Genomic DNA, 18,049 nt, shown 5'->3' with positions numbered 1-18,049 from the left:
CCTCGATTGTCTGGATAAGAAAAAGCACCGCTCTGAATCAGGCGGTGCTTCCGACACTAGGCGATGCTTTTCCGGTTTTTGGTGGGTGGGCTAGTCGCTCGTCGGTTCGCAGTTGTCGTTGGCAACACGGACACCCCACAGCATCGCATCGAACGGGTAGTGTGCGCTCAGGACCGTCGCGAAAATGCGGACACGTTCGCGCGCTTCTTCACGGACTCTGGGCCTTGCGCCATCCCTCAGTGGCTTGAGGAAGTCGCGGAACCACTCCCTGATATTGGGGCGTTCGAACTCCTCCATGTTGAGGAATACTTCCTTGCCGTCCGGTCCGATGATCCAGCCCGGAAAATCACGGTAGAGATTGGAAAGATGCTCGTGCCAGCGACAATCGCTGACATCCAGATACCGTACAAATTCCTTGAAGTCTCGTAGGTAGTCGGGGTCGCTGAGTTGGTCGTCGCCCACAACGGTGACACTTTTATTCCGGCAGAATCCTCTGCTCGTGCAAGCAGGGCAAAGTTGATAATTCATCGGTCGATCTTGTACGGGACCGAATCCAAAGGACAGTGATAGGAGCGAGCAGTAGCTGTCGGTGCAGAACATCGGAACGCCAGCCGAAATGCGATCAGGCATGAAGGTTTTCCTCTTCGAAAGCGGTTGTTTGCGGAGGGGTCAGCGCCGATCCCGTTCTTGGAGCATCGCAAAGCTTGCGCTTGCTTCGAAGTTTTCGTTTAACCTCAGGAAGAATATTCCCCGCCGATCCGCAGCTCTCGCCATGCCCAGAAAATACACGCCGAAGAATCGTTACTGCCGGAACACAAAACTCAGCGAGGATGAGTTCGTGCAGGCATTCATGGCTTTTATTAGCGGTCTGAGTGCAGCGGCATATTCGCGGCAATCAGAGCGCACGGAGCGCACGGTCCGTGAGCTGTTCAACCGGTTCAGAGAACGCCTTTCCACAGATGAAAAGCTGACGGGCTGGCTCGGTGTCGGTGACGATTTACCCGCCAATGACGATCCGATCTGGGAGAAGATTCACTTCTGCCTGTTCGAATGTCAGGCTTATGTCGATGACCGAATATACCGAAGCCCTACTTATTCGTCGGAATACCGAGGCACCGATCCGAATGCAGATCACCGGCAAAAGGCACTGACATTCGTGCGCAAAAAGCACGGGGCGGAATGCACACAATGCCCCATTTCACTCGATTTTGACTTCGATGTTCAGGTTCGGGAAATCTGGGGGAAGCACGACCTCCGGGCTGGCGGCATCCCCAAAAAAAATTTCAAGCCGCATTACATTGAGATCATGTTGCGTTGTGCGATGGAGATCAAGAACTCCAAGTTCACGCCACCAGAAGAGTTTGGACCGGAATTTTTCTTGAAGCGGTTCGAAGAAGAGCCGCTGTGACTAGATGAACCGGAACGAGCTTTCAGGATCAAGGCGCAGACCGTTGGCGTACTCGTTCAACTTGCGTGCAATGTCGTCGTAATACTCCTTCCACTCGGGATCGAGATTTAGGCCACGCAATACTTTGGCCAAACGTTCGATGTGCTGGGCGGCAGCAAGGTGTGCCGACATTTCCTCACCGTCGAACTCGATTTCTGCCCTGTGATCTTGCGCGAGCTGTCCTGCCAATCTCTCTGATTTTTGGCCCAGTTCCCTGGCGACTTCGATGCTCTGTTCAGCGAAGAACCCTTCGTCCAGCCGCTCGCGAAAAAACATGGCTGACTGCTGCAGCTGTTGTATCACGAGATCGACCGTTCGTTCCGCAACAACATCGTCGCTGCTCAGCGCAGTTCGCTCGAAAATCTGCTTCGCAAGTGCAACATCAGCGGTCACGTAAATCCTCCTATCGGCCTTTCTTCCGCTTGTGGTCAGCCGTTGGGAAACGGGTGAAGGGCACAAGCCTAATGCGGTCGTACACTAAATGCTGCGTCGCACCAAATGGCACCGATTTCCCGATATCTGTCACCCGCAAGATGTGCGGTGTAGTACACCGCATCTTGGCAAGGGAGCCCGCTGCGCGCTCCCGTTGCATCCCTCCGGCCATGGCTCTTCTTGGGTTTTGAACCCATATCAGCGCCAGCAGACCGTATCGCCGGTCAAACACTCGCAGGGCTTGGAGACGTCCCTCTCCACCTACACCGAACCATGGATCAGGAGGCTATCGCGCCCCCTTGAAACCCACTCGCGGGAGACTTCGTTCTCCCTGCACCCATCGACTTGGTGGGCGTTCCTGCCCCCAAGACCCCTGACCATTTCATGGGGACGACTTCATCGAGACCAACCCTGCGCGGATTGGATGCCGATCAGGTCTTTCGCAACCCGATACCCACGTCAAACTTTGCGCAGGTTGGAGCCGCGTCAGAGTCACGCTGCCCTGTGGATAAGTCACCGACCTGCATCAAAGCGGATGCACCCACCAGATGTGCCTGCTACTGTTGGGGTAAGCCACAACACCTAAGAGGCAGGGCACACATTGTACGAGAACGCATTCAACAAGATCGAAAGAGACCTCCGCGCGGAAACAAGTGTTGCCAAAGTTGGCCGTCAAGAACGTAGTAAGATCATCAGATGACCCGTAAGGCGGCATACCCTGTAGTTGATGTATTTGCGGGTCCTGGCGGGCTTGGGGAAGGCTTTTCGTCGCTTAAGCGAGGCAAGAAAGACGCCTGCTTCAAAAGTGTTGTATCGATCGAGCAGGACGAATACGCGCACAAAACGCTGTTTTTACGACACTTTCTTCGTAGCTTTAGCGGGCGCGACATACCCGAGGACTACTATCGCTACCTTAACAGACAAATTACGCTTGATGAGCTCTATCAGCTGCATCCTAACCATGCTCGAGATGCCGAACAATCCGCAGTTAGAGTCTCCCTTGGACCTAACAATCATGAGTGTGTTCGGAGCCTGATTTCGAGCAGATTGGGTGATAGTAAGAAGTGGGCTCTTGTTGGAGGCCCCCCTTGTCAGGCTTATTCGCTGGTTGGGCGGTCAAGAATGATGGGTGATCCAGGCTTTGAGCAAGATGAGCGTCATTTTCTCTACAAGGAGTATCTTCGAATAATAATCGAACACGCACCGCCTGTCTTTGTCATGGAGAACGTCAAAGGCCTACTTTCTGCTAAGGTCAAAGGCGAGTTAGTTATCAACCGGATCATTGCTGATCTAACAGCTCCGAAAGATGCCTTGGGTATGTCGGCGAATGGGCTTGGCTATAAACTTTATTCCTTGTCCGAAGATGAGGCTCCGGGAATCGAGGCTGATCCTCGTATGTTTCTTGTACGTGCAGAAGAATATGGAGTGCCTCAAGCCCGACATCGGATGTTCATTGTCGGTATACGAAAAGACATAAATGTTTCACCGGGGCGCCTTCGTAGGCAAAGGCCACCTACGGTACAGCAGACGATTGGCAATCTGCCAAGAATCCGCAGCGGCATCTCTAGGGGTAAAGATAGCTACGATAATTGGCGTCGAGAGATTGGTGGCCTCAATCCCGCTGATGTTCGTAAGGAAATGAACGGGCACAGATATGCCCGTGACATCACTGATTTAATGAGCTCCGATCTCATTCAGTTTCCCAAAATTCTGATGAAGTCCTCTTCGAAGTACCCTTCGCAACCACGTATGAGACATGATGCTTTGGTGAGTATCTATGACCCCAACCTAAACGTTTTGGATGGTCATGAGTCTCGCTCGCATATGCCGTCCGATCTAAGGCGCTACGCCTTTGCTTCATTCTTCGCCTCGGTAACCGGCAAAAGTCCAAAGCTAGCAGATTTCCCTCGAAGCTTGCTTCCCGCTCATGCAAATGTAGATCAAGGACGCGCTGGAAAGATGTTTTCTGATCGCTTTCGGGTACAGATTCCAGACAGACCTTCAACGACCGTGACTTCACACATTTCTAAAGATGGCCATTACTTCATTCATTTTGACCCCAAGCAGTGTCGCAGCATGACCGTCAGAGAAGCTGCACGCCTTCAGACGTTTCCGGACAACTATCGCTTCGAAGGACCGCGCACTGCCCAATATCACCAGGTTGGAAATGCTGTTCCACCGTTCTTAGCAAGGCAGATTGCAGAAATAATCGCGGATGTTTTGGACAGTATGGGAGAAAATTCGTGATGGTGGATCGCATCTCCGTGGAACGCAGAAGTTGGAATATGTCTCGTATTCGAGGCAAGGACACGAAACCGGAAATCGTGCTGCGCTCACTTATGCATCGCGCAGGTCTTCGCTATCGGCTGCATGACAAAAAGCTTCCAGGAACTCCGGATCTTGTTCTGCCTAAATACAAAGCTGCAATTTTTGTGAACGGCTGTTACTGGCATCGCCATGCGAATTGCCCCAAGGCGACCACACCGAAAACAAATACAGCTTTCTGGACGAAAAAGTTTACAGAGACCATCGAGCGTGACGCGCGCAAAACATCTGAACTGATAGATAGCGGTTGGCGTGTCGTTACCGTCTGGGAATGTGAGCTGGAGAATGATCCGGTCGGACTCGTTGACGGTTTGCGTAGTCAATTGAAAGGGGTGCGCGATGGCTAAAGAGCATCGTCTGCCTCCAAGTGCTTCATCGTTGTCCGCATCGATGCGCGACCTTGGCTATTCGCTTGAAACCGCGATTGCTGATCTCGTTGATAACAGCATTTCTGCAGACGCAACCTCGGTCGAAATCTTCTGTGATCTCACCCAGCAGAACCCGACACTTGGCATCATCGACAATGGCCATGGCATGGACGAAGGAGGCATCATCGACGCCTTGCGTCATGGCTCGAAGAACCCTTCAGAAACCCGTTCACCAAAGGACCTCGGTCGTTTTGGTCTCGGTCTTAAGACCGCCTCCTTCTCGCAGTGTGAAAGACTCACTGTGATCAGCAAAGATGGAGGAGGGCTTCACGCAGCGGAATGGAACCTCGACATCGTTCACAAGAAAGATGACTGGCTGATTGCGATCCTTGAACCTGAAGAGATCGCCGAGCTTCCGTTCCAGGAGCTGATCACCGGCAAAGGAACAGCAGTCGTCTGGCGCAACCTTGATCGACTGTTTGAAGATGAGACCGGAGCCAAGCGCGACGAGATCGTCAACGAGAAGCTCGATGTTGTCGAGAAACACCTGTCACTCGTGTTTCACCGGTTTCTGAGTGGCGAAGTGCGTGGCCGGAAGAAGCTCTCTCTTTCCCTCAATGGTCACCCTATCGAGCCATTTGATCCTTTCTGCCGAAAGAACTCGGCGACACAGATGCTGCCGGAAGAGGTTGTCCGCATTGACGGTGTGGCAGTTCACTTGCAGCCTTACATCTTGCCCCACCACAGCAAATTGAGTGCAAAAGAGTACGACTTTTATCAGAACCGCAGCGACTTTATCTCCAATCAGGGCGCTTATGTTTACCGGGGCGGACGGCTCATGGCATGGGGCGACTGGTTCCGACTTATTCCCAAAGGTGAAGCGACAAAGCTGGCCCGAGTGCAGATCGATTTCCCCAATAGTCTCGATGAGTTGTGGACCATCGACATCAAGAAGTCTCGTGCGCGCCCTCCATCTCCGGTTAGAGCCCGGCTACGCCAAATCATCGATAAGGTCTCGACACGCAGCACGACAGTGCATCGCGGCAGAGGAAAGAAGCTCTTCGATGAGATCAAAGCGCCAGTCTGGGAGCGATACGCTGATCAAGGAAAAATTCGATATGCACTGAACAAGGAGCACCCACTGATCGAAGCACTGAGCTCCGAATTGAGTGATGAGAATATTCGCCGCCTTACGACGCTCATTGAAGCAATCTCATCATCGCTTCCGGTAGAAATGATCTACTCGGATTTCGCGACACATCCGCGCGACATCGATCAGAATAAAACCTCTCAGGATGAGATCAATGAGCGCCTAAGCGCATTGAAGGAATGCCTTTTTGGAGATGGCGAAGTCGACGTCGAGAGCTTCAGAGAAGTGATGCGGTCAACAAGATTTTTTGTAGGCTTCGAAGACGCCGCAGAGGAATACATAGCGAAAGAAGTAATAAAGTGAACTCGAACAAAATTGAAAACCAGAAAAATTTCACCAGTGGGCTTATTTCCCTGCTTGCTTCCCTTCCGGTTACGCCGTCTCGAGAGGACGTCAGTGAGCGTGCGAAACAGCTTGCAATCGCATTCGGATATGAAGGCCCGCTTGAAAGCGTCATTGAAGATGCACTTATCGCCGTGGACTCGCAGATGGGTGCCGGTGTTTCCCTCGTCGATGTCGAAGCTGATCATGACGAGGAGTGGTTATTTAAGCGTGACGATATCACGTGGACATATTCTGAAGCATATGAGGAGCATCTTAAAAAAGAACAGATGCATCCGACCATTGTGCGCTCATTGAGCGATGTGGGAAGCAAAATTCTTGGTCACTTGCAGGACCCTAAAAGCGACGGAAAGTGGGATCGTCGCGGCCTCGTTATTGGTCACGTCCAGTCAGGCAAGACCGCAAACTATCTTGGTGTGATCGCCAAAGCGGCTGACGCTGGATACAGGTTTATCGTCGTAATTGCAGGGGTTCATAATAATCTCAGGAAGCAGACCCAGGAACGCATTGACGAAGGTTTCGTTGGGCGCTCGAGCGATCCGGAAAATCGCAAAAAAGTCGGTGTCGGCATTACACCGGACTATCCGCACCCGGCCACACTAACGAACATCAACGATGACTTCAGCAAAAAGACCGCTAATCAGAGCGGATGGAAGATCAACGACCTGAACAAGCCGACGGTCCTAGTGATCAAAAAGAACGTCAACACACTCAAGGCCCTTCATGTCTGGCTGAAAGAGATGAACGCACAGGCCGATGGCGTGATTGGCGATGTTCCGATGCTCATGATCGACGATGAGGCTGACAACGCTTCGATTAACACGAAGAAGCCGGAACTTGATCCGACAAAGACGAATGCGATGCTACGGCAGATTTTAAGCCTCTTCGCAAAGTCTTGCTATGTGGGCTACACCGCCACACCATTTGCGAACATCTTTATCAATCCGGAATCATATGACGAGGAAGTCTACGATGATTTGTTTCCGCGCGACTTCATTGTCAGCCTTGATGCCCCCAACACATATTTTGGGCCGGACAAGGTCTTTCTCGATGATAGCAGCAGCGCGAGGATTGTAAGGCCGATCTGGGATTGTGAAGACTATATTCCCTTCTCGCATACGAAAGATGATCCGGTTCCGGAACTTCCGCCAAGCCTCTACCGTGCAATTGATCAGTTCATTGTTGCGAGAGCCGTTCGCAATTTAAGAGGTCAAGCCAACAAGCATTGCTCAATGATGATTAATGTGTCGAGATTTGTAGCGACGCAGAACACTGTCCGCAGCTTCGTCAGTCTCTATGAAAAGAAAGTCAGAGAAGCTGTAAAAGCAAACTATGCGATGCCGGATTCGATATCACAAAAAAACGAGATTATGATTTCTCTGAAAGCATGCCTTGATGAGGAGTTCTCGGAGTGCGGTCTTTCATGGCCCGACATCAAGCGTTCTCTGAACAGCGTTTTCGACAATCTTCGCATCTTTGTGGTGAACAGTAAGTCCGATGAGGCACTCGACTATAAAAAGTACGAGCGTGACGGCAACAGCCTGACAGCCATCGCCATCGGTGGCTTAAGTCTGTCTCGCGGTTTGACCATCGAAGGGCTTACCGTGAGCTATATGTACCGTAACACGCGTATGTACGACACGCTCATGCAGATGGGGCGTTGGTTTGGCTATAGACCGGATTTCGAGGACGTGTGCCGGGTCCATCTGTCTCAGGATTCCATCGATTGGTACGGGCACATCGCGGATGCTTCGGAAGAGCTTCGTCAGCAGATCAAGAGAATGGGGCGTGACAGAATGAGCCCGAGGCAGTTTGGGCTTTTTGTAAAGGCGCATCCCGATCAATTGCTCATCACTGCCAGAAACAAGATGAGGGCCGGTGAGAGAATTACTGTAAATCAGAACTTCAGCGGGCGGATTATCGAGAGTTATATCCTTCCGATTGATAGGAAAATCAATGAAGAGAATGAGACCCTCATTGCGGAGTATTGGAAGAAGAAGTTCGGCTGTGCCGCATTGGAAGAGACTGGCAAGGGTTGGCTGGCAAGAGACGCGAAACTCTCTGAGATAGAAGGTTTTCTCTCCAGATTTAGAAGCCATCCTGAGTTTGCGGATCGTAAGGCCGCTGGTTTGAGTTATCTGCGCGCCCTTTCCGAGCACTACGACACTGGTGATGTTCTTTTGATATCGGTGTCTTCCAAAAATGAGGACGCGGAAAGCTACCGCCTTGGCATACAGGAGCGCTTCAGCGCAAAGCGCAATGGCAGTGCGTGGATTACAAGTAAAAACCGCGTGGCAAGCCGTTCTGATGAGAAACTTGGGTTGTCTGATCTTCAAAAGAATGAAGCGATCAGGTTCGCCCGCGAGGATGGCGAGGACAAACATCCATCGGATTTTCATTTCCGTGCAGTCCGCAAAAAACCGCTCTTAATGATCCACGTTCTTGCACCCGACGAAGCCAATAAAGACGATGTGCGTGTGCCTGCATTCGGCTTGAGTTTCCCGCCAGGCCATTATCAGACCGAAATCGAAGTCGTTGCAAATCAGGTTTGGATTGAGCGTATGCACGGTGGAGCATTCGATACTCCTGAGGAAGAGGATGATTATGAGGAGTAGCAAATCACCATGGGATGATATGAAGACGCCGGACAGCGACTACACAGTCCGATACGTGACGTCCCCGGGCAATGTTTCCCTGTGCTGGGGTAAAGACGTTCGGGGTCAGTGTCTGTTCATAGTACAGCTTGAGGGCGACCATACGGAGCAGTTCCGAAAGAACGCAACCACCGTTAACGGTATTGAAGTCGATCTGCGTCAGTTGCCGGAACCCGGCAAACAGGGCCTGATCCTTACACTTGAAAAACACGTAGATCGCGATCTTTTCCACGGCCTTTGCCAAACGCTGATCGGGAATCTCGATGGGATTTCTGATCCCGCCGCTGCGTTGGGTGTTGCCATGAACCACATCAAGCGTTGGAAGGCTTTCCTTGCGGGCAAGAGAACGCGTGTTCTATCGACGGAAGAGGTGCGAGGTCTTTTTGCAGAGCTGAATTTTCTCCGACTCCTCAAGGAAAAACACCTTACTGATGCTCAAGCGGTTGAAGCTTGGTGCGGACCTGATCGAATACATCAGGACTTCATCTTTGGTGATACAGCAGTCGAAGTGAAGTCGATCAGTGGGCGGGATCGCAGTATAGTCCGTGTCTCTTCTGAAGATCAGCTGGAAACTGTCTCAGAGCACCTTTTTCTCAAAGTCTGCCGCTTGACAGAGGCACCGGACGGAACGCCCGCGCAGTCGCTCAATGAGCTGGTTTCGGTAGTAGGGCACGAACTGAGCGACGCCGATGCAATCGAAAACTACTGGCGAAAACTGGCGACCTACGGATACGTGGAGATGAGGGAGTACGATAACCCGAAGTTTCTCGTGAACGGCTCGAACTCCTACCGCGTAGCTGATGATTTTCCCCGGCTGGTGAGATCGGAACTGCCGGACGGCGTTGTTGATGTGAAGTACAATCTTCAGCTGGAGAATATTGCAACCTTCGAGTGCAACCAGAACGAAATCTGGGGGAGCTGATGGAAGAAACAACCTCCGAATTTTTTCATGGTTTTCGTCAGGAGCTTATGGCAGGAGCTGAGGCTCACGGAGCTTTTCAACTCTCCGAATTCATGGAGGCCTTCTCAACTGAGTTGATCGAAACCGGATTCATCGAGGGCTTCGATCTTTGCCACTACAGAGCGCAGCGCGGAATGCGCGTTGACGGATACTGGTTCAATGATGAAGGCGCTATTGATCTGTTCGTAGCAGACTTTGATAGTCGAGATGAGCTCCAGTCACTCACGCAGACAGATGTGAATGCAGCGTTCAAGAGGGTTGAGAACTTCTTCGAAGCAAGTCTCTCAAAGCGTCTCTTTGATGACCTTGATGAAACCACTCCGGAATACGGACTGTCGAGGCAGATATCGGATCGCAAGCCCCTCATTCGTAAGGTCAACTTCTTCCTAGTATCCGAGCGCGCGCTGAGCGACCGCATGCAAAGCGTCGAAGGTCGGCAGGTATCTGACGTCGAGGCAACATATCACATCTGGGACATCTCGCGCCTCCAACGACAGCGAAGTTCGCGCGGTCATAAAGAAGCGTTGGATATCGACTTCAAGGAAGAATTCGGAAGTGGGTTGAACAGCCTGCCAGCGCACCTCGGTTCCGGTGCCTATCAGTCATACCTCATCGTCATGCCCGGAGAGGTGCTTGCTACATTGTACGGCAAGCACGGAGCACGCCTTCTCGAACAAAATGTGCGCTCATTCCTCCAGGCACGCGGTAAAGTGAACAAAGGTATCCGCACGACAATTCTAAACGAGCCAGGGATGTTCTTTGCCTACAACAACGGCATCACTGCCACCGCTCAGGAAGTGGAGGTAGAGCAAGGCGGAGAAGGACTGGAAATCGTTCGCATCAAAGACCTGCAAATCGTGAACGGCGGACAGACAACAGCTTCGCTCTTTCATACCAAGAGACGTGATAAGGCCGCTTTGGATGGCGTATTCGTTCAGATGAAGCTCTCAGTCATCAGCCCTGAAGACAGTGAGATCGTTGTCCCGAGGATTTCGGAATATGCCAACACACAGAACCGCGTGAATGCAGCAGACTTCTTCTCCAACCACCCATTCCATGTTCGGATGGAAGAATTCTCACGGCGCATCTGGGCACCGGCTCTTAGTGGTGCCCAACGTGAAACCAAGTGGTTCTATGAGCGAGCCAGAGGACAGTACGCTGATGCACAATCCAAGCTGACACCGGGCGAGCAGAAGCGCTTCAAGGCAGAGTATCCGAAGCCGCAGATGTTCACCAAGACTGATATCGCAAAGTTCGAAAATGTCTGGGACGATCATCCAAAGTGGGTCAACCTCGGAGCCCAGAAGAACTTCGCGCGCTATGCCGCTCGCATAGGCAAAGCCTGGACAAAAAACCAGGATAGCTTCAACGAACTCTACTTCCGGCGCGCCATAGCTCGAGCAATCATTTTCAGGTGGACTGAGAAGATGGTCTCGGGCGAACCGTGGTACAACGGCGGCTACCGGGCCAACATCGTTGCCTACGCCATCGCGTCAATCAACGAGCTATGCAAGCGGGCTGACAAGGTCGTTGACTTTCCGAGGTGCTGGAACAACCAAGTGGTTTACGAGGAACTCGCTGAGGCTTTGCGCAAAGCCGCGAAGTTCGTAAACGATGACATTTCGCAGCCACCTCAGGGGATTTCGAACATATCTGAATGGTGCAAGAAGGATTCCTGCTGGGATCGGATTCAAGGAAACATTGACCAGCTGGAAAGCGACATCAGCTCAAGTTTCTTCAAAACCCTTGTTGGCATTGATGAACAAAAAACCGAGCAGAAGCAGGCAAAGAAAACTCAACAGATTGATGATGGTATTGATGCGCAGAGGCGTGTACTTGAAGTCCCCCCACAAAAATGGAGCAGAATTAGGCAAATAGGAATTGAGAGGAGGTTCTTGAGTGAGAAACAGGTTGGAATAATTAGAGTTGCTGAACAGATTCCTCAGAAAATTCCATCCGAGAAGCAGAGTGAGATACTCATTGAAGTTCTTGAGAAGGCAAACTCAGAGGGCATTGTCTAAAGGCAAAGCGAATTCATGATCTGGATTTTGAAGGGCAGAACACAATAGAATGAACGAAAAGAAACAGATGCTTTGGACTGATGAGGAATTGCAGGCTGCATTAGACGCCTATCTATATATGCTGCAAATGGAGCTTTCGGATATTCCGTTTTCAGCAGAGCAGTTGGCCAAAGCGCTGCTTTCGGGGCCGTTGAGGCGCAGAAACTCTGCTTCCATTCGCTATCGAATGCGCAATATCTCTGCCGTTGCGGCGTCAAACGGTCTACCCACGCTTTCCGCATTTTCGCCCGCGGAACAAGTTGGACGGAATGTAAGAGCGAAACTAGAGAAATTTCTAATGTCTCGCGATGAAGCCCTTGTTTCTATACGGAAGCTTCAAAGTGATACCAGACTGACCACTACAAATCAGGAGGTCCTACGAGCACTTGAGGAACTCAAGAATCGCCTCTCTGAACTCGAGGCGTCGAGGCCCATTGGGATCGGTCACAATAATCCACCAGGTGATTTCGAGTTTTCTTCGGACGAGGTGCGCGCGGTCTCGAAGTCAGTTGAAGGGATCGCCAATGTGGTGGCTCTAGACGAAAGTGACAGCGACCGGGTCAGTCAACTCTCCAAAGTGGTTTCCTCGTTCGGCCTCAAGGCCGCTGTATGGGCCGGGCAACGAATGACCGATTTTTCGAAAGCCAGCGCAATTGCGGCCGGTAGCGGTTTCGGCTTGTACCTCAGCGGGCTAGGTGAGCAGGTCCTTTCGACTCTTCGGCTTCTGTTTCAACTTTTTTGAATATTATTGGTGTTATTTGTTCGCTCTAGTCTAGCGCGGACAGCACTTCCATCCCTTGCGCGTCTTCGGCCAGACTTAAGGGGCTGAAGTCTTTTCTTTTCTGTTAGGGGTCTGCGACCCCGTCCTCCGTCAAGACCAAGCCCTTCGCATGTGCTGCGGGCGCAGCCAGCGGTCTCCCCATCCTTCCGCGCTTTGCTTGTGCAGGACGGGTGATCCCCCTCCGCTGTCTGCGGTCTTGACGGTCTCCCCCCGCTCATTGGCGCGGGCCTAGTCCGGTTGCATGCGCAACCGGCTTTGAAAGGAGAAAGGTCAATGAAACAAGATATTTACCAGAAAGTCACAGACAAGATCATCACTGATTTGGAGCAAGGCGAACTGACTTGGCTCAAGCCGTGGTCCGCCGGAAACATGGAAGGACGGATCATCAAGCCACTGCGCCATAACGGTATGGCCTACAGCGGCATCAACGTGCTGATGCTGTGGAGCGCAACCATGGAAGGCGGCTATCTCTCGCCGTTCTGGATGACCTACCGCCAAGCCAAGGAATACGGGGCACATGTCCGCAAGGGTGAGCGCGGCAACCTCGTTGTCTATGCCAACACCATCACCAAGACGGAAGAGCAGGACGACGGCAGCGAGGAAGAGCGCAAAATCCCGTTCATGAAGGGCTATAGCGTATTCAACGTCGAGCAGATCGAAGGCTTGCCCGAGCAATTCTATGCCAAGCCAGAACCGATTATCGACCCCGCGCAGCGAATTGAGCATGCAGACCAATTCTTTGCAGCAAGCGGGGCAGACATTCGCCACGGCGGGAATTCAGCCCACTACAGCGGCGGAACGGATCATGTGCAAATGCCGCATTTTGAGAGCTTCCGCAGCCCCGAGGCCTACTATGCCACGCTTGCCCATGAGCTGACCCACTGGACAAAGCACAAGAGCCGCCTTGATCGGGACTTTGGACGCAAGAAATGGGGCGATGAGGGCTATGCCCGAGAGGAACTGGTTGCCTTATCTTGACAGTCTGTACCATCCGTTTGTCTTCTGGTCTCATGGCCATTTGCGGGACGCAGGGGGTGGTCAGGCCAGCCGCCGCGCTCCCCACAAAGCTGGCGGTGGCTGGCCTGATCACCGCCGTAGGGTGATGTGCAAGGGTGAGGGTTTTTGGGATGGGCTTTTGGGACGCGAGATCAGGTTACTGGAGACCCGCGAAGCGGATGGACTAGACCGGCATATCCCAAGGATCGTGTCGGATGGTGAGCTTTATGATCCCGACCTGGATCGTTTTTTTGTTGAACTTCCGCTGAACGGGACCCGGTCGCCCCATTCATTGCGGGCGATCGGATACGACATTGTTGTTTGGGTCCGATTTTTGGATCAGGCATGCGGCAAGACGATCTGGCTGGTTTCACACGAAGACATCGTTGCTTTTCATGGTGCCCGGCGGCGCGGTGTCGCCTCTCATCGCATTTCGGGATCTTCGTGGAATCGCTCGGTGGCTTCGCTCGACAAGCTCTATCGGTGGGGCGTGGATCAAGGAATGATCGCTGACAGCCCCTTTCGGCACCGGCAGGTTTGGCGGAGAGGTTTTGGCGGTCGTCGCGCTGCTCATGAAGACCGCAATATGGCTTATGAGCCTTCATCGGAAGTGTTCCAGCCGCGTTTCGTATCGCTGGAGACCTATCGGCTGTTCAATCGGGTTGGCCTACGGGGTTTGACCCGGACAGGCCACGAACGCCCGGGTGCCCGGGATCGCAATGGGGTTCGCAATGCACTCTTCGCTGACGTGTTGGTGTCGACAGGATTGCGTCTGGAAGAGGCCGGATCGTTGCTGGCCCGCGAGCTGCCCAAGATGGGCACCGCTGATGGCTCACAGCGGCAAATCAGATTTGACCTGCCAACGCCCATTTCCAAAGGCAATCGTGGGCGAACGATTCTGTTGCCTCGACGTATTGTTGCGCGGCTTCAGGACTATCTCGACATTGAGCGGTCCCGTGCCGCTTCCAAATTCAAGGCGCGCTCCGGGGTATTGCAAATCTCTCGACCGATACTCCTGGAACGCAGCACAAATGACCCGCAAATGGTCCAGCTTTTGGATGGATCGACGGCCCGCACAGATCGGTTCACGCCGGAAGAACGCTTGCGTTTGGTCCTTTGCAGAGAAGGCATTCCAGAAGCGCCAGCAGCGCTTTGGCTGTCCGAGGTAGGGCTGCCGGTCCGCTCCAATTCGTGGGAGGCGATATTTCTGCGCGCAAGCCGCCGGTGCAACGAAACAGGCCTCGATATCCGCATTTCCCCACATCAGCTTCGGCACACATTTGCGGTGCATATGCTTGCCATGCTGATCGAACAGCAGATCGGTCAAGCCGTGCCTGACACCAGAGGTATGGAAGCCTACCGCCAGCTCCTGAGCGATCCGTTGCGGCAGGTGCAGCGCCTGCTTGGCCATGCCAGCATCACGACCACCTACGTCTATCTGGATCAGATCGCCACACAGGCCGATACGGTCGATACTGCAGTGGCGCGTCTTCTCAGCGCTTTGACCGAGGATGCAATCCTATGAGCGGCAGACCTCGCAGGGGACATGTCGCCCGGTTTGGACCTGAAGATGGTGTCTTGGAAGAACCGGCACCCAGTTCAATCACCGGGTTGCGTTTTTGCGTGAACGCCCGGTCGGGCGGAGCGGCAGAACTAGATTTTACGGACCTCAGACCAAGGGCGTTGGCCATTGAGATGGCACAGGCCCTTCGAAGGCTGAGCGAGGTCGGCGGACCGCTTGGCGCGCGATCAACAATTCTGGCCTATGCCAGAACGGTGCGTATCTTTTTCCGCTACATGGCAGTAGAGGCGCCGACAGTTTCATCAAGCGGCCAACTCGTCGCCCAGCATATCGACGGTTTCGAGGCCTGGCTGGAGGCCGACGGCAAGAGCGGGGTCCATGCGTTCACACAATTGTCGAAGATGGTCGTGGTATTCCGCGAGATCGATGCCGACGACCCCGATAGGGTATCACAAAGTCTACGTGCTCGACTGCGCTACACGAGCGCGCGGCCCTTCGAACGTTCCAAACCACGCGATGCCTACAGCCCCTATGTCGCAAGGCAGCTGCGCGATGCGGCTCGTGCGGATGTCGCTGCGATGCTCCGGCGTCTCGACGGGTGCTTGCCAGAGACGATCGCCGCACACAGCGATCCTGTCGTTTGCCAGCGGGCTGTTGTGTTGCATGAAGCCGTGCGCAGCCGCGGTTTTCTTCCTCGCGATGACAAAGCCACCCGAGACCTCTATCGCGCGTTGTATATACGCGGCCTGCCAACATCATCGCTTCTCGAAGATGTTTATTCGCACTTTTATCTGACGGTTCACGACCTCCCACCGCTGCTGACGCTCCTGAGCCTCGATACCGGACTGGAGATTGAATGCGTCAAAGCGCTCAAAGCCGATTGTCTGAGCAGCGGCTCTGCGGGGTCTGTGACGCTGCACTACACCAAGCGTCGGGCGCATGGGCTGGCACAAAAGACCATGCGGGTGCGGGATGGCGGGCCGACAACGCCCGGAGGCTTGATCCGGGCCATCGTGACCAGGACAGAGCGGGCACGCCAGTTTCACCCATCAGATGCGTTGTTCGTTTTCTATCACGCCTGCGGTTTTCGCGATGTCGTGCGGCATCCAGAACCCACACTGCGTCATTGGATTGCGCGCCACAGCATCGTCGATGATCACGGCCAGCCCCTCAAACTGCTGCTTTCGCGCCTTCGCAAGACACACAAGGCGCTATGGTATCTCAAGACCGGTGGTCACATGACGCGGTTCGCGGTTGGTCATACGACCGAGATCGCGGCCAGGCACTATGCTGATATTCCGTCGCTGCGTCCACTTCACGAGGCGACGATTGCAGGGGGTCTAGAAGATGCGATTGGGCTGTCGACGTCGACAAAAGACGACCAAGTTTCCGATGTTTCATTGTCCGAAGATGTGGTGGATACTGGCAAAACCCCTGCAACTGCAACTGCTCAAGAGATCTGGCTGGCACGCTGTTCCGGCTTCTATGACAGCCCGTTTTCCAAACCCGGCTCGCCGTGCGCTCGTCCGTTCTGGGGATGCCTGGATTGCCGCAATGCGGTGATCACCGAGCGCAAGCTTCCGGCTATCCTGAGGTTTCTGGACTTCATTCTGTCGCAGCGCATGTCGATCGGCGCGCAGGATTGGGCGGCCAAGTTTGGCCACGTCCATGAGCGGATAACGCGCCAGATCCTGCCTGCCTTTTCAGACGAGGTGATTGCGTCGGCGCGGGCAACCTTCAAAGCCCACCCTCCAATGACATACCTGCCGCCCGAGGCCGCGCAATGAGAGGCGTGCAAGCAGCCCGTACCGCATACGATATCGAGGATCGCAGCACATGGCCAGTGTTGTCTCATTCCCCCTTGCGCGCCGGATACGACCGCGCAGAGTTGTCGCGATACGCCGATGAGTTTTGGGACCTGACCCCGGCGGTGTTTCGCCAGAATGCGCGGCGCTGTCACTGTACGGTCAACTTTGACACGCTGCCGGATCCGGGCCTGGCAACAATGATGCGGTCTTATCTCCACGCACGGCTCAATGTGCGCCTGCCGGGTTGGGCACCAGAGCTGCCGCCTGCCAGCATTAGGCAGGCCTTCAACCACGTCCGCCCGTTCTTCGAGTTTGTGCTTGAGGAGCTTGATACGCTCGATCTGCCCACGCTCGATCAGGCGCTTCTGGATCGATATGCAAAGGCGGTCACGGCCTCGAAGGCACGGCAGCCGGCGGTCAATGCCCTACTGCTCAAGCCGATCTGGCACCTCTATCACTATCGTGACCATCTGCCGGGCGGTGGCCTTCGGTTCGAGCCTTGGCCTGGCCATAGTTCGGCATCTGTCGCCGGATATTCGTCCCGGCGGTATGAGAACCGAACAGCTCGCATTCCCGAGCCGATCCTCGCGCCGTTGCTCAGTTGGGCACTTAAATACGTGCAGGTGTTTTCAACAGACATCTTTGCCGCGCGTGCCGAGTATTCCGCGCTTGCTGATCGCGCGGACCGATTGGCGCGCGACGATCTGCAAAGGGATAAGGGCGACCTTCACGCTTTGCATATTTCCCGAGTTAAACGATGGCTGGCTGCGCGAGGGCGCGAAGGCCGTGGAGTGCCTTGCTGGACCCAACCGATGAACAAGGCAACGCGCGACAAGATCAAGGATGACCCGGTCAATTGGCACCGGATCAATCTCGCCGCCGGGGTCATTGTGACTGAGAACCCAAGCGGCCACTTGCGGCTGCGCAAATCCGCCCGCGATCTGATCGCGCGGCATATCGCAATATATGGCGTTGAACGGGGCGGATTGGATACGCCTGTATCCTTGAACCCGGATACCAACCGACCCTGGCGCTCCGGATTCGACCATGTGGCGGTCAAACGCGAGGAGCGGATGCTGCAAACAGCAGCCTATATTATTTGCGCCTATCTGACAGGGATGCGGGATTGCGAAGTTCAAGCGATGCAGCCCGGCTGTCTGGACATCACGCGCAGCAAAGATGGTCTGATCGACCGCTACAGGG

At 53.8% G+C, this 18,049-nt stretch carries 13 protein-coding genes and 1 pseudogene; 12 read left to right on the top strand and 2 right to left on the bottom strand.

Going from position 1 to position 18,049, the window contains the following annotated elements; all coding sequences use genetic code 11:
- Positions 1-90: 90 nt before the first annotated feature.
- Positions 91-630, bottom strand: a complete 540-nt coding sequence (locus DHN10_RS07020; protein ID WP_199910643.1) for a hypothetical protein — start codon at positions 628-630, stop codon at positions 91-93.
- Here DHN10_RS07020 and DHN10_RS07015 point away from each other — a divergent pair.
- Positions 629-1,408: a hypothetical protein gene (locus DHN10_RS07015; RefSeq protein ID WP_108814567.1), complete on the top strand. Its 780-nt coding sequence runs from the start codon at positions 629-631 to the stop codon at positions 1,406-1,408. The two genes, DHN10_RS07020 and DHN10_RS07015, sit on opposite strands and share 2 nt — an antisense overlap.
- Here the strand turns inward: DHN10_RS07015 and DHN10_RS07010 are convergent, their stop codons facing one another.
- The gene (locus DHN10_RS07010) at positions 1,409-1,840 is read right to left on the bottom strand and encodes a hypothetical protein (protein WP_108814566.1); all 432 of its coding nucleotides are present in this window, start codon (positions 1,838-1,840) and stop codon (positions 1,409-1,411) included.
- Between the two features lie 735 nt (positions 1,841-2,575).
- On the opposite strand from DHN10_RS07010, the gene DHN10_RS07000 reads away from it, so the two are divergent.
- The 11 genes and pseudogenes from DHN10_RS07000 to DHN10_RS06950 form a co-directional block, all read left to right on the top strand.
- Positions 2,576-4,126, top strand: a complete 1,551-nt coding sequence (locus DHN10_RS07000; protein WP_108814564.1) for a DNA cytosine methyltransferase — start codon at positions 2,576-2,578, stop codon at positions 4,124-4,126.
- Positions 4,126-4,551 (top strand): very short patch repair endonuclease, encoded by a 426-nt coding sequence (locus DHN10_RS06995; RefSeq protein WP_108814563.1) that lies wholly within the window; start codon positions 4,126-4,128, stop codon positions 4,549-4,551. The genes DHN10_RS07000 and DHN10_RS06995 overlap by 1 nt, the downstream gene beginning before the upstream one ends.
- The gene (locus DHN10_RS06990) at positions 4,544-6,025 is read left to right on the top strand and encodes an ATP-binding protein (protein WP_108814562.1); all 1,482 of its coding nucleotides are present in this window, start codon (positions 4,544-4,546) and stop codon (positions 6,023-6,025) included. Before DHN10_RS06995 ends, DHN10_RS06990 begins: the two co-directional genes overlap by 8 nt.
- Positions 6,022-8,679, top strand: coding sequence for a Z1 domain-containing protein (locus DHN10_RS06985; protein ID WP_108814561.1), 2,658 nt, complete (start codon positions 6,022-6,024; stop codon positions 8,677-8,679). The genes DHN10_RS06990 and DHN10_RS06985 overlap by 4 nt, the downstream gene beginning before the upstream one ends.
- A complete protein-coding gene (locus tag DHN10_RS06980; protein WP_306419257.1) occupies positions 8,663-9,640 on the top strand; it encodes a PD-(D/E)XK motif protein in 978 nt (325 codons plus the stop codon). Before DHN10_RS06985 ends, DHN10_RS06980 begins: the two co-directional genes overlap by 17 nt.
- On the top strand, positions 9,640-11,700 hold the full coding sequence (locus DHN10_RS06975) for an AIPR family protein (protein ID WP_108814559.1): 2,061 nt from the start codon (positions 9,640-9,642) through the stop codon (positions 11,698-11,700). The genes DHN10_RS06980 and DHN10_RS06975 overlap by 1 nt, the downstream gene beginning before the upstream one ends.
- 49 nt (positions 11,701-11,749) lie before the next feature.
- Positions 11,750-12,481 carry a hypothetical protein gene (locus tag DHN10_RS06970; protein WP_108814558.1) on the top strand — a complete coding sequence of 244 codons (732 nt, stop codon included), beginning with the start codon at positions 11,750-11,752 and terminating at the stop codon, positions 12,479-12,481.
- A 312-nt stretch (positions 12,482-12,793) separates the two neighbouring features.
- Positions 12,794-13,498: an ArdC family protein gene (locus DHN10_RS06965; protein WP_108814557.1), complete on the top strand. Its 705-nt coding sequence runs from the start codon at positions 12,794-12,796 to the stop codon at positions 13,496-13,498.
- A complete protein-coding gene (locus DHN10_RS06960) occupies positions 13,467-15,041 on the top strand; it encodes a tyrosine-type recombinase/integrase (protein ID WP_234417073.1) in 1,575 nt (524 codons plus the stop codon). The genes DHN10_RS06965 and DHN10_RS06960 overlap by 32 nt, the downstream gene beginning before the upstream one ends.
- Before the next feature lie 251 nt (positions 15,042-15,292).
- On the top strand, positions 15,293-16,825 hold the full coding sequence (locus tag DHN10_RS06955; RefSeq protein WP_234417072.1) for a hypothetical protein: 1,533 nt from the start codon (positions 15,293-15,295) through the stop codon (positions 16,823-16,825).
- Positions 16,822-18,049, top strand: a pseudogene (locus DHN10_RS06950) (integrase); the annotation flags it as partial. The gene DHN10_RS06955 and the pseudogene DHN10_RS06950, both read left to right, overlap by 4 nt.

The sequence above is a fragment of the Loktanella sp. Alg231-35 genome (assembly GCF_900143545.1).
Lineage (GTDB): Bacteria > Pseudomonadota > Alphaproteobacteria > Rhodobacterales > Rhodobacteraceae > Yoonia.
The sequence above is the reverse complement of the archived record's forward strand: the minus strand, read 5'-3'. Positions and strand labels throughout refer to the sequence as shown.